General features: G+C 65.2%; 13 protein-coding genes and 1 tRNA gene. 5 read left to right on the top strand and 9 right to left on the bottom strand.

Going from position 1 to position 12834, the window contains the following annotated elements; genetic code table 11:
• Nucleotides 1-109 precede the first annotated feature (109 nt).
• On the top strand, nt 110-511 hold the full coding sequence (locus U8326_RS08855; RefSeq protein WP_324739799.1) for a metallopeptidase family protein: 402 nt from the start codon (nt 110-112) through the stop codon (nt 509-511).
• Between the two features lie 224 nt (nt 512-735).
• A complete protein-coding gene (gene rnk, locus U8326_RS08850) occupies nt 736-1158 on the top strand; it encodes a nucleoside diphosphate kinase regulator (RefSeq protein ID WP_324739797.1) in 423 nt (140 codons plus the stop codon).
• A 20-nt stretch (nt 1159-1178) separates the two neighbouring features.
• Here the strand turns inward: rnk and U8326_RS08845 are convergent, their stop codons facing one another.
• From U8326_RS08845 to infA, 7 genes are all read right to left on the bottom strand, one after another.
• A complete protein-coding gene (locus U8326_RS08845) occupies nt 1179-2360 on the bottom strand; it encodes a CoA transferase (protein WP_324739795.1) in 1182 nt (393 codons plus the stop codon).
• Nucleotides 2361-2439: 79 nt separating this feature from the next.
• Nucleotides 2440-3201 carry a glucose 1-dehydrogenase gene (locus tag U8326_RS08840; protein WP_324739794.1) on the bottom strand — a complete coding sequence of 254 codons (762 nt, stop codon included), beginning with the start codon at nt 3199-3201 and terminating at the stop codon, nt 2440-2442.
• A gap of 554 nt (nt 3202-3755) precedes the next feature.
• Nucleotides 3756-3831, bottom strand: a tRNA-Phe gene (locus tag U8326_RS08835).
• An 88-nt stretch (nt 3832-3919) separates the two neighbouring features.
• On the bottom strand, nt 3920-4087 hold the full coding sequence (locus U8326_RS08830; RefSeq protein WP_324739793.1) for a DNA gyrase inhibitor YacG: 168 nt from the start codon (nt 4085-4087) through the stop codon (nt 3920-3922).
• Nucleotides 4084-5082, bottom strand: coding sequence for a ribonuclease (locus U8326_RS08825; protein ID WP_324739792.1), 999 nt, complete (start codon nt 5080-5082; stop codon nt 4084-4086). Before U8326_RS08825 ends, U8326_RS08830 begins: the two co-directional genes overlap by 4 nt.
• Nucleotides 5075-5662, bottom strand: coding sequence for a nucleoside triphosphate pyrophosphatase (locus U8326_RS08820; protein WP_324739791.1), 588 nt, complete (start codon nt 5660-5662; stop codon nt 5075-5077). The genes U8326_RS08825 and U8326_RS08820 overlap by 8 nt, the downstream gene beginning before the upstream one ends.
• A 2-nt stretch (nt 5663-5664) precedes the next feature.
• Nucleotides 5665-5910, bottom strand: coding sequence for a translation initiation factor IF-1 (infA, locus tag U8326_RS08815; RefSeq protein ID WP_021689091.1), 246 nt, complete (start codon nt 5908-5910; stop codon nt 5665-5667).
• A 296-nt stretch (nt 5911-6206) separates the two neighbouring features.
• Between infA and U8326_RS08810 the strand changes: the two genes are divergently transcribed.
• Nucleotides 6207-8600 carry a TonB-dependent receptor plug domain-containing protein gene (locus U8326_RS08810; RefSeq protein WP_324739789.1) on the top strand — a complete coding sequence of 798 codons (2394 nt, stop codon included), beginning with the start codon at nt 6207-6209 and terminating at the stop codon, nt 8598-8600.
• 199 nt (nt 8601-8799) lie between these two features.
• Here U8326_RS08810 and U8326_RS08805 read toward each other — a convergent pair whose 3' ends face one another.
• Together U8326_RS08805 and U8326_RS08800 are read right to left on the bottom strand one after the other, a co-directional pair.
• A complete protein-coding gene (locus U8326_RS08805; RefSeq protein WP_324739787.1) occupies nt 8800-9096 on the bottom strand; it encodes a hypothetical protein in 297 nt (98 codons plus the stop codon).
• A gap of 53 nt (nt 9097-9149) precedes the next feature.
• The gene (locus tag U8326_RS08800) at nt 9150-9377 is read right to left on the bottom strand and encodes a hypothetical protein (protein WP_324739785.1); all 228 of its coding nucleotides are present in this window, start codon (nt 9375-9377) and stop codon (nt 9150-9152) included.
• Nucleotides 9378-9688: 311 nt separating this feature from the next.
• Here U8326_RS08800 and U8326_RS08795 point away from each other — a divergent pair, with 311 nt between their 5' ends.
• Nucleotides 9689-10783, top strand: a complete 1095-nt coding sequence (locus tag U8326_RS08795) for an OmpA family protein (protein ID WP_324739784.1) — start codon at nt 9689-9691, stop codon at nt 10781-10783.
• 116 nt (nt 10784-10899) lie between these two features.
• The gene (gene uvrC / locus U8326_RS08790) at nt 10900-12834 is read left to right on the top strand and encodes an excinuclease ABC subunit UvrC (protein ID WP_324739783.1); all 1935 of its coding nucleotides are present in this window, start codon (nt 10900-10902) and stop codon (nt 12832-12834) included.

Below are 12834 nucleotides of genomic sequence, written 5' to 3'. Positions count from 1 at the left end.
TCAGACTTCCGGCAATTGTCCAGATGGACAGTTTTCGATCGATCCGGATGGCCCGGATAGAGGTGCAATGCCCCGGGTTTTGAAGTATAGGTCCCGACCCTAACCAGCCATGGACGAAACCTTGCCTGACATGCCCGACATCGCGGCGATGGAGCGGCTGGCGCTGCGCGCGGTCGAAAGGCTGCCCGAAATATTCCGCGCATATTTGAAAGGCGCGCTTTTTCGCGTGGAGGAATTTGCGGATGAGGAAACGCTGGCCGAACTCGGCATCGACGATCCGCTGGAACTGAGCGGGGTTTACCAGGGCCGGCCCGTGGGTGACCAGTCGATCTGGGAATCGGGCGAGTTTCCGCCGGTCATCACGCTTTTCCGCGCGGCTCTGCTGGATGAATGCGCGGAAACCGGAGTAGATCTGGAAGAGCTTATCACCCATGTCGTCGTGCATGAAGTGGGGCATCATTTCGGCCTTTCGGACGAGGACATGGAGGCGATCGAGGACAGCGCGCGCTGAGGGCCGGATGGACGGCGATTGACTTGGCCCTGCTTCGGTGACAGCTTCGGGCCGATGGCTGGATATATTCTTCTTCCTTCCCGGTTCCGATATCACGGAGGCCAACTGCTCGCGGGCAAATAGCCCCGGGTTCCGGTGCGTCACGCCCCGAGCCCGGGGTGAACTCTCGCTCGACTGCATCACGGCGATTGGGCCGTGCCCCCTGCCAACCGGAAAGCCTTATCATGACCAGAAATACCGCCCGCCGGCGGCCCCCGATCGATATGATCGACACGGAAGCGGATGCCTTGACCAACCTTGCGATGGGGGTCGAAGACCGCTTGCCGGAAGTGAGCGGGATGCTGCTCGACGAGATTGCCCGCGCCCGGATATGCAGCGCCCAGAAGATCGGCGCGGATGTGGTGACGATGCACTCCACCGTCGAATTCAGCGACGAGGCGAGCGGCGCGAAGCGGACGGTCCAGCTGGTCTATCCGAAGGATGCGGACATCGCGGCGAATTGCATATCAATCCTGACGCCGATAGGTGCGGGCCTGATCGGGCTGCGCCAGGGGCAATCGATCATCTGGCCGGACCGCAGCGGCCATGAGCGGGTGTTGAGGATCGACCGGGTCCAGCAAGGCTCGGAAATCGCGGAAAACGAATGAATTTCCTGACTCGTTCCGCTTCAACCGGAACCGGAACGAGTCTGGCCGGGCGTGATCTGGAATTCCGCCAGTATCTCCTCCCTGTTTCCGTCCAGTTCCGGAGCGTGCCTTTGCAGGCTGGCCGGGGTTTCCGAGAAGCGCGCGGGATGGATCGGCTGGCGGTAGGCGCCCGCGACGGGGTGCAGATGCTCCTCCAGCAGGCCGCCGTCGCGGATCAGCGGGTCCTCCGTGATCCGGTCCGGCCAGTTCACCGGGGCGAACACGGCATCGGCGGCTTCCAGCAAGGGCAGCCAGTGCGCGGTGGGATGGAGCGAGAGCCGCCGCGCGACCAGATCGTTGAGCTGCGCGGCATTGGCAAACCGCTTGCCGATGGTGTCGAAGCGCGGATCGGCGGCCAGTTCCGGGCAACCCAGCACGCCGCAGACCCCGGCAAATTCGTCATCGGACACGAAGCCGACCAGGATATGGCCGTCTGCGGTCGGATAGCAGTAGCGCACATTCGCCAGATTGCCGCCGTCGATCACGTCCTCGCCGATCAGGGTGGCCGCGCTCATGTTTTCGGGCCAGATGAACGACAGGGCGACATCCAGCATGCTGATCCGGATATGCTGCCCCTTGCCGGTGCGTTCGCGGGCGAACAGGGCCGCGGTCGCCGCCTGGCTGGCGAACAGCGCGGTGGTCTTGTCCACCACCGTGGTGCGCATGGTCGATGGCTCGCCGCCCGGGCCGCCCGCCTGAGCGCCTGCGTAGCCCGCTATCCCCTGGACCACGATATCGTAGACGCGGCGGCGTGATTCCGGGCCGGTTTCCCCCAGGCCGCTGATCGAGATGTAGATGAGGTCCGGCCGGAGCCGGCGGAGATCTTCATAGCCCATGCCGAGCCGGTCGGCGACGCCGGGCCGGAAGTTCTGGACGACGATATCGCATTGGACCGCGATCCTGCGGGCAATGGCGAGATCGTCGGCATCCTTGAGATCGAGCGCGATCGACCGCTTGTTGCGATTGGCGTTGAGGAACATCGTTCCCAATCCGCGCACGCCCTGCCGGCGGTTGCCGCTTTGGCGAAGCTGGTCGCCGCCGGGCGTCTCGACCTTGATGATGTCCGCGCCCTGATCGCCCAGGAACATCGTCGCCAGCGGGGCGGACAGGACGGTGCCGAGTTCGAGCACCCGGACGCCTGCCAGCGGACCTTCGGTTTTCATATTCGCCCTCCGGGCATCACGCGGCAACTTCTGCATCCGGCATCCTCGCGATGCAGATGCGGTGCTGCCGGACCATTCCTCAGTTGGCGGTCCAGCCGCCATCGACCGTGAGATCGGCGCCGGTCATGTAGGAGGATGCGTCCGATGCCAGGAATGCCACCGCTTCCGCCACTTCCGTCGCCTTTCCGGGCCGGTCGAACAGCGTGTTGCCCAGCATCGTCGGCCACATCGCCGGGTCCTTGAGATATTCCTCGTTCATCGAGGTGTGGATCAACCCCGGATTCACCGCATTCACGCGGATGGCGTATTGCGCATAATCCACCGCCACCGCCTTGGTCAGCATGCGCACGGCCCCCTTGGATGCGGTGTAGAGGGAGAGATTTGGGAACAGCGCCTGCATTCCGCCGGCCGAGGCGATGTTGATGATGGAGCCGCGGCCCGCCGCCTTCATGCCTTCCAGCACATGCTTGCAGCCCAGGAACACGCCCATCACGTTCACGTCGAAGATGCGGCGGAAATCTGCCGCCGTCGCTTCGTTCACCGGCTGGAGATCGGCGAGGCCGGCATTATTGACCAATATGTCGATCTTTCCATGCTCCGCGATGGCATCGGCGGCGAGCTTCGCCCATTGTTCCTCGTCGGTTACGTCATGCTTGACGAACCGGGCCGAAGCGCCGGACTGGCGCAGTTCTTCCGCCACGGCCTCGCCCTTCGGATCGAGATCGGAAATGATTACGGCCGCGCCGCGTTCGGCCATGAGCCGGACATGGGCTTCCCCCATTCCCTTGGCTGCGCCGGTGACGATTGCCACGCGTCCGTTCAAATCATAGGCCGACATCATTTCTCTCCCGATTGGCGCCATTCGCCGGACTGCGGGGCTAACAAGCTAAACCTGACCATAACAAGGCATATTTGCCTTGGCGCCGCCGTGCCGCGCGGTTTTCCGGGGAAAATATTTCGCGAAAGCAGGTGCGAGCCTTGGTGTCTCTGTCAGGGGCAGCGGTTTCCCGGCTCAGGGTTCCGGCCGGGACCGGCCCTTCCTCTGCCGCCACCACAGGCAGCCTCCGGCCGACATCGCGCAGAAGGCCGCGACGGCTCCGCCCACCGTGGCCATGGCCATCAGCAAGCCGCCGGTCAGTGCCCAGATGATTTCCCAGACTGCGCGCAGGTCTGTTCTCCCTCGACATTCGGGTTCCGGACGGATCGCCCGCTGCGCGGCGCCCGGGCCGGATTTGCTGGAACGTGCCGTTCCGGGCGATGTTCCTGGCCGATCCGTGCTGAATGGCTTCTGACTTCGGGCTGAAGTCAAGGCGGCACTTCCAATGGCAGTAGCGCCCCGGTTCGAGCTTTGCTCGAACCTGACTTATGAAGGAAGGGCAGCACAACCAAAGGTTGTGGTGCCCGGGGGCGGAATCGAACCACCGACACCATGATTTTCAGTCATGTGCTCTACCAACTGAGCTACCCGGGCGTCGCTGCGGCGGCGGTCTTGCAAGAAGACCGGCGAGCGATTGGAGAGCGCGCCTATGGCGAACCCTCACGCCTATGGCAAGGGGAAATCAGTTCTCGTTCGCCAGATCGTCCGGGGATGCGGGCGGGCCGGGCACGGCATAGCCGTCGTTGAACCAGTTCGCCAGATCCCGGTCGCGGCAGCGGGCGGAACAGAACGGCGCGAACTCCGCCGTGCGCGGCTTCTTGCAGATCGGACAGGGCTTGCCTTGGGTCATGGCTGCACGGCCTGCGCGAAACCGGCTTCCAGTGCAAGCGCCGGATCTTCGGCCCATGCGATAGGCCGCCCGGCGCGGCGGGCAAGTTCGTCGCGCCATGGGGGCGGCACCGCCGCCACGACAGCGGGATGCGCCGTGAGCAGCAATTTGCCCGGGGCGGCGACCGCTTCCGCCCGGCGCAGCAGCAGACGCGCTCCGGCTGCCGCCGGGCTGCGGGCGATTCGATGGATCAGGGAAGGGCGCTCCAGCCGCGAGACGAGCTGGACGAAGCCGAAGCCGTTCATGGCGGTGCGCTCATGCGGCCAGCCCGCCAGCACTTGCGCCAGCATCTCGTCCACGCCGCGCCGGTCCGCCCGGGCGGCGAGGGTCGGGAAATCTATGCCGATAGATCCCGCCAGATCGAACAGCGCGATCGCGGATGCGATGGAGGGAATGGCGGCAAGCGTTAGCTCGCGCGGCGGCAGCGTGCCGTCCACATCGATCAGAGTCATAGCCGGGGTCGGCGCAAGGTGAAGCGCACCGCCCGCGAACTCCATTCGCATGGCGAAGGCATCCGCGACCAGCGCGTCCCAGCCATCCACGGGGCCATCCCTTGGGCCATCCACCGGGAAGCGATGCACCAGCCGGACGTCATGGCCTTCCTGGCGCAGCATCTCGGCAAGCGATGGAGCGGGCCGCAAGGGTTCGTCGGCGGGCCTTGCCTGCGCCAGCTTGGCGCGCCCCACTTCGCCGATCGCCGCCCGGGTCACTTTCAGCCGCAGGCGGGCGCCTTCGCTGGCGTCGCGGGGCAAGCGGTCGACCAGCGCCTCTTCGCCATTGGCGAAGCGGGCCGTGCCCCGGGCGCTGCCCGTGGTTCGCGACACCAGCACCGCGTCCTCGACCTGACCGGCGGCGAGCGTGCCCGGCCAATGCGCGCGGGCGGCAATTATGGCGCCATGATCGAGCCGGATCGCGCGTTCCTCGCCGATGCCCTGTTCGACCAGCCATTCAGCCAAGGCGAAATCCTGCCGCCTTCAACAAGGCCCGGGTTTCAAACAGCGGCAGGCCGACAACACCGGAATGGCTGCCCGCGATCCACGCGATCAGCCCTTCGGCCTGGCCCTGGATGGCATAGCCGCCGGCCTTGCCGTCCCATTCGCCGCTGGCGAGATAGGCGCGCATTTCCTCGTCCGACAGCCGCTTGAAGCGGACCTGCGTTTCGCTCAGGCGCTCCGTGACCGCGCCGTCCGGTGCGCGCAGCGCAACCGCCGAGAACACGCGATGGCGGCGGCCTGACAGCAGTTCGAGGCAGCGGCGCGCGGTGGCTTGGTCTTCCGCCTTCGGCAGGATGCGTCGCCCGACCGCCACGACCGTATCCCCGGCCAGCACGAAGCTCGACGGGTCGCCCGCAGCCAGAGCCTTTTCGCGGGCCATGCGTTGTGCGTAGCAGCGCGGAATTTCTCCTGCGGCCGGCGTCTCGTCGATATCCGCGCCCGCCGCGCGCAGGGGTTCTATGCCAAGGCGCGCGAGAAGATCCCGCCGGCGCGGGCTGGCAGATGCGAGGATGAGAGAGGGCGGCGCGATTACGCCCGCCATGCCTATTGCGGCCCTGGGCCGCCCCTGCCGGGCATGAAGCGATAGGTGATGCGACCCTTGGTCAGGTCGTAGGGGGTGAGTTCGACGAGCACTTCGTCGCCCACCAGCACGCGAATCCGGTTCTTGCGCATCTTGCCGGCCGTGTGGCCGAGGATCTCATGGCCGTTTTCCAGCTCCACCCGGAACATGGCATTCGGCAGCAATTCCACTACCTTGCCGCGCATCTCGAGCAGTTCTTCTTTCGCCATGGGCGGTTAGTTTCCGTGTGCAATGTTTGTCATGGGCGCGCGCCATAGCGTTCGCTGCGTCAAAAGGCAAAAGGAAAGCCACTTGCGAAAGCCCTCGTGAATGGGCGCCCCACCTTTCGATCATCAGGCGTTCATTCTCGCCGCCTAATGGAATGGGGCCAGGCAAAATAAGCATTACGCTGGAAATGACGCCGGGAGAGGGCGGCCTGCAAGATGTTTTGAAAGGGATTCACTTGCGTATTCTTGGCTGTTCCATCCTCTCGATCTGTATTGCCACTCCGGCTTTGGCGCAGATCGTGGATCAAAATCCCGCCGTGGCGGAAGAGGAGGAGATCGTCGTCACGGCGGAGCGTTATCGCGGTTCCGTGGATTCCGCGCAGCCTCCGCTGGCGGTGATCGAGGAAGAGGAAATCGCCAGCTACGGCGCCAGCTCCCTGCAGGAACTGCTGGCCGAAATCGCGCCGCAGGCCGGGTCCGGCAGGGGGCGCGGCGATGGCCAGCCGGTGATCCTGCTCAATGGCCAGCGTGTCTCCGGCTTCCGCGAGCTGCGCAACTATCCGCCCGAGGCGATCCGCCGGATCGAGGTGCTGCCCGAGGAGGTGGCCCTGCAATTCGGCTATTCCGCCAACCAGAGGGTCGTGAACTTCATCCTCAAGGATAATTTCATGTCCACCACCGTGGAAGCCAGTCTGGGCTGGCCGGGCAAGGGCGGCTATTCCACCAATGAACTGGAAGCGTCGGTCGTGCGGATCGACGGCCCCCGGCGCCTGAACCTGACCGTTGAGGCCGACGATACCTCTGCGCTGACCGAGGCGGAGCGCGGTATTTTCTCGTCCAGCGTGGCGCCGCTGGCGGGCGACCCCAATCCGGCGGCATATCGTTCGCTGGTGCCCGACAGCCGCGATCTCAAATTCACCGGCAATTGGTCGACCGGCCTTGGCGAGGGCGGCCGCGACGGCTCCCTGGCCTTCAGCGCGGAAGTGACGCGATCCGACAGCGAGCGCCTTTCCGGCCTGGATGCGGTGACGCTGACCGACGCCAATGGCGAAAGCGCCCTGCGCACGCTCTATTCCGAGGGGCCGGGCTTCGATGCGCGCCGCAGCCGCACCCGCACCACCGGCTTCGAGCTGGGCACCACGCTCAACAAGCCGTTGGGCGACTGGCAACTTGCGGCCACCGCCAACTGGGCGCATTCGGAAGGCCGGACCCTGATTGACCGCAGCGCCGATACCACCGCGCTGGTCGATGCGGCGCTGGCCGGAACGATCGCCATCGACGCGCCGGTGGACACGCTGCTGGCGAGCGGCCTCGTGCTCGATGGCCCGATCGACCGCGCCCGCAGCAATACGGAGGACGCCAGCGCCCTTGTCACATTGATCGGCGCGCCCGCGAGTCTGCCGGCCGGGCCTCTGTCGCTCACAGTGAAGGGCGGGTTCGACTGGGACAACATCCAGAGCGTCGACACGAGAAACTCGGGCATCAAGACCGATCTCACCCGGGGCAATGCGAATGCGGGCTTCACTCTCGGCATTCCCATCGCCAGCCGCCGCGAAGGCGTGCTGGACGCCATCGGCAATCTCACGCTCAATCTTTCCGGCGGGGTGGACCACCTTTCGGACTTCGGCACGCTGTATGACTGGAGCGCGGGCCTGACCTGGGGCATCACCGACAAGCTCAACCTGCAGGTCAGCTATCTTTACGCGGAAGAGGCCCCCAGCCTCAGCCAACTCGGCGCGCCGCAGATCGTCACGCTGGACAGCACAGTGTATGATTTCGCGACCGGCCAGACCGTGCTCGCCGACGTCATCGGCGGCGGCAATCCCGCGCTTCTGGCGGAAAAGCAGCGGGACTGGAAGATCGGCGTGAACTGGGACCTGCCGTTCTTCGACCGCTCCAAGCTGATCGCGGAATATTTCGACGAGACATCCACCGATGTCACGGCGTCCTTTCCCCTGCTCACTCCGGCGATCGAGGCCGCGTTCCCCGGGCGGGTGATCCGCGATGCCAATGGCGTCCTGCTCCAGATCGACCAGCGCCCGGTGACGTTCGACCGGGAGAAGAGCCGCAGGGTGCGCTACGGCCTGGATATCTCGGACCGGATCGGCGGCGCCGCCAGCCAGGGCGGAGATCGCGGCTCTCGCGGCGCTGGCGGTGGAGCCGGCGGAATGGGCGGACCCGGGTTCGGACCGGGGGCGCGCGGCGGTGGTGGTGGCCGATGGAATCTGGCCCTCTTCCACACCATCCGTTTCGACGAAACCGTGCGCATAGCCGAGAACGGCCCGCTGCTCGATCTGCTGGATGGGGATTCGCTGGCTTCCACCCCCAAGCCCCGGCATGAGATGGAATTGCGGGGCGGGGTCTATTACAAGGGCTTCGGCCTGCGCCTGTCCGGCGAATATCTCGGCGGCAGCCGGGTGGACGGCAGCGGAGCGCCGGGCAGCTCGTCGCTGCGGTTCCATCCCATCGCCACTTTCGATATGCGGCTCTTCGTGGACTTCGGGCAGCAGGAAAGCCTGGCCGACAAGGTGCCGTTCCTCAAGAACAGCCGCCTGTCGTTCAGGGTCGACAATATCTTCGATGCGCAGCAGCGGGTCACGGATGACAACGGCGTGGTGCCGCTGCGCTACGATCCGGCGTTTCTCGATCCGGCCGGCCGCTTCTTCCAGGTCGAGTTCCGCAAGATGTTCTGATGGGCTGGCAGGGCGTGGCCATCAGCGCGGGAATGCGGCGTAAAACCCGTTCGTCGTGCCCCTTTCGCCGAGGCTCGTGGCAGGTGTGCCGAAGGGTGAGCGGCAGCGTCCCAATAGAAGGCCTGTCTGCAACGCTCTCGCTGTAAGCGCCGCAGACAGGCCAACCCGCTGTCTGGAAAACCGCAGGCGATCGGCCTTGTCAATCGGCCTTGGCTTCGTCCACCGTTTCATTGTGGATGGAGGCTTCTACTTCCGCGGCTTTCTGTTCCGCCTTGTCGCCCAGTTCATCGGTGGCCGCGACCGCGCGGTCGGCCGCTTCGCCCGCCGCCTGCGCCGCGTCTTCCACCGCCTGGCCGGCGGTGTCGGCCGCGTTCTCGATATCCTCTGCCGCCATGTCGGCCGTGGCGGATGCGCTGTCCTGCGTCTGCTCGGAACAGGCCGAGAGACCGAGGCCAAGCAGCGCGGCGGCGATGATGCAATGCGTTTTCTCAATCATGGGAAAATCCTCTTGGTTGTTTCGCAACGGGGGAAGGGGGGGGATTCATCCTTTCATAGAGGATGGGCAGGTGCCTTTTCGCCATGCTGGCGGTCCTGCTTTTCGCGATAGCGCTTGAGGGCATAGCCGCCGGCCGCGACGGCCACAATGCCGAGAGGCCCGAAGCGCCGCGCCAGGGCCACCGCCCCCGCGCCCAGCGCCGCGCCCATGGGGCCATTGACACCGCTCACGTGCCGGGCTGCCCGTTCGCCCGCTATGGCGCCGATAATCTTTCCAAACATCCGCAATTCCCTCTTTTTCCAGCCCTCCCAACGAGCGAGGCGGGGAGGCGTTCCTGTTCCATTTGGGTTGGCATATCTTCCGGCCGGCAAGGCCCCGAGCCTGGCGGCTGGCGCGTGCTTGCCGTTTACAGCCGATTTTCCTGCCTAAATCGCAGACATCCGCGCCTCAACTGATCGCGAGTTTCCGCCTTTCTGTCGGATTCTCTCAATATTTCTGGAACTTTCCTGCAACCCGGATTGTTCTCACCTCGCCGGGGGCCTTGTCTTGGGCCCCCAATGTCAGGCCCAACAGGGTTCAAGGGAGCATGTATATGCAAAGATATCTCATCGGATTGGCCATGGCGACGACCGTCCTGGCAACGCCCGCCTTCGCGCGGGATGGCAGTGCGTATATCGGTGTAGGCGCCGGTGGCACCGTAACCAAGCACGATCCCAATGTGTTCCTCAATGGCGATGCCTTGGACACGGATTTCGACACCGATATCGGTTACGATGTCGAGGCCGTCGTCGGCTATGATTTCGGAGTGTTCCGGATCGAAGCCGAAGGCAGCTACCGCAATCTCGGGATCGATACATTCCGGGACGGTTCCGGCCTGGTGGCCGGCTTGCCCGGGACGAGCTATTCCATCGACGGCAAGTTCGATGCGCTGAGCCTGATGGCCAATGCGATGATCGACATCGGCAAGGATGACGGTCTGCAGTTTTTCATCGGCGGTGGCGCCGGGATCAGCAAGGCCCGCGTCAAGATGCTCAATGAAACCGGCCCTGGCTTTTTCAGGATCAAGGAATCCGATCTGGCCTGGCAAGGTATCGCGGGCCTGCGCTATCCGGTTACTCCGAATGTCGATATCGGCTTGAAATATCGCTATTATAACGCGCCGATCCCGAGGTTCGACACGGGCAACGGCGGCCTGGATATAGAGACTGAAACCCATTCGTTGCTGGCGACGCTGACCTACAATTTCGGCCGCGCTTCGGAACCGGCTCCGCCGCCCCCGCCGCCGCCACCCCCGCCGCCGCCCCCGCCGCCCCCGCCACCGGCTCCTGAGGTCGCGTGCAACAAGGGTCCGTACATCGTGTTCTTCGACTGGGATCGCTCCGACATCACGCCGGAAGCCGCGACCATCCTCGACAGCGCGGTGACCGCCTATGGCAATTGCGATGTGGTTCCGATCATGCTGGCCGGCTACACCGACCGTTCCGGCTCCACGCAATACAACCTCGGCCTCTCGGCACGGCGTAACTCGTCGGTCCGCGATTACCTGACCGCTCGTGGCATTCCGGGCGACCGGATCACCAGCGAAGCCTTCGGTGAGGCCAATCCGCGGGTTCCGACCGCCGACGGCGTGCGCGAACTGCAGAACCGCCGGGTCGAGATCACCTACGGTCCGGGCGCGGGCATGTAAGCTCTCGCCATCAGGCAGAAACTCGGAAAGGGGCCGGAGCGATCCGGCCCCTTTTTTGCGGTCGCAGGGTGGAGCGGGGCTCCCAAAAGCGGCGAGGAGTGGCTATCTCCTCGTCCATGGCAAGGAAGTCCGCCACTCCCCCCGATCGTGCCAGCGCCGAGCGTTTCCATGAGGAACGCGCGGCCTTTACCGTGCGTTCGGCCCAGCCTGACCTCGAAGCGGGGGTGAAGGCGATCCGCGACACGGTGCGCGCGCTCAAGCCGAAGCCCGGCGTTTACCGTATGCTCGATGCGCGGGGCGACGTGCTGTATGTCGGCAAGGCGCGGGCGCTGAAGAACCGCGTGGCGAATTATACCCAGGTGGAACGCCTGCCGCTGCGGCTCAAGCGCATGGTCAGCCAGACGCGGGGGATGGAAATCGTCACTACCAACAGCGAGGCGGAAGCCCTGCTGCTGGAAGCGCAGCTGATCAAGCGCTTCCGCCCGCCCTACAATGTGCTGCTGCGCGACGACAAAAGTTTTCCCTTCATCCTGCTGCGGGCGGACCACGCCTTTCCACGGATCACGAAGCATCGCGGCGCGCGCAAGGCGAAGGGGAATTATTACGGCCCGTTCGCCAGCGCCGGCTCGGTCAACACCACCATCAATGCCTTGCAGAAGCTGTTCCTGCTGCGCAGCTGCACCGACGGCTTCTTCTCGCGCCGCGACCGGCCCTGCCTGCTCTATCAGATCAAGCGCTGCTCCGCGCCCTGCGTGGGCCGGATCGATGAGCAGGGCTATGCCGAGCTGGTCGGGCAGGCGAAGGATTTCCTCGGCGGGAAATCCTCCGAAGTGCAGAAGACCATCGAAGGCCAGATGCGGCAGGCGTCCGAAGCGCTCGATTTCGAGACGGCCGCCCTGCTGCGCGACCGGCTGCGGGCGGCGACCTTCATCCAGGGCAGTCAGGCGATCAACGCCAGCGGGGTGGGCGATGCCGATGTCTTCGCGCTGGCCGCGAAGGGGGGACAGATCGGCATCCAGGCCTTCTTCATTCGCGGCGGGCAGAACTGGGGGCACCGGGCCTTCTTCCCGCGCCATCCCGAGGGATTGGGCGAGGATGAGGTGCTGGAGAGCTTCCTGGCGCAATTCTACGAGGAAGTGCCGCCGCCCCGGCATGTGCTGGTCGATCGCGAGCCGGCTGAGCGCGAGTTGCTGGAGGAAGCGCTGTCGGAAGCGGCGGGCAAGCGGGTGGCGATCTCCGTGCCCCAGCGCGGGGACCGGCGGCGGCTGGTCGAGCAGGCCGGGCGCAATGCTGCGGAAGCGCTGGACCGGCGCCTGGCGGAAAGCTCCACCAAAGCCAGGATATTGAGCGAACTGGCGGAGTTTCTCGAACTGCCCGACGCGCCGCGCCGCATCGAAATCTACGACAACAGCCATATCCAGGGCGCGAAGGCGGTCGGCGGCATGGTGGTTGCCGGGCCGGAAGGGTTCCTCAGGAACCAGTATCGCAAGTTCAACATCAAGAGCGCGCAATCGAATGACGACTTTGGCATGATGCGCGAAGTGATGAACCGGCGCTTCTCGAGAGCGCAGAAGGAGGACCCGGATCGGGATGGCGGGGAGTGGCCCGATCTGGTGCTGATCGACGGCGGCAAGGGCCAGATGAGCGCGGTGAGGGATACGCTCGAGGAACTGGGGATCGAGGATGTTCCCCTGATCGCGGTGTCGAAAGGCCCGGATCGCAACGCGGGGCGCGAAGTGTTCCATTTTCCCGACGGCAGGGAAAAGACGCTCCCGCTCAATTCGCCGGTCCTGTTCCACCTGCAGCGGCTGCGGGATGAAGCGCACCGCTTTGCGATCGGCGCGCATCGGGCGAAACGCAGCCGCGCGATTCAGGCCTCGCCGCTGGATGAAATACCGGGCATCGGCCCGGCCAGGAAACGCGCCCTGCTGCTGCATTTCGGCACGGCGGGGAAAGTGCGGGCGGCCGCCCTCGAAGATCTGCAGCGGGCGCCGGGGGTAAGCTCGGCCGTGGCCCAGGCGGTGTATGATTTCTATCACCCGAGCGGGTGA

Source organism: Tsuneonella sp. CC-YZS046 (genome assembly GCF_035581365.1).
GTDB lineage: Bacteria > Pseudomonadota > Alphaproteobacteria > Sphingomonadales > Sphingomonadaceae > JAWKXU01.
Note: the sequence above shows the minus strand (reverse complement) of the source record. Positions and strands in the feature narration are given on the sequence as shown.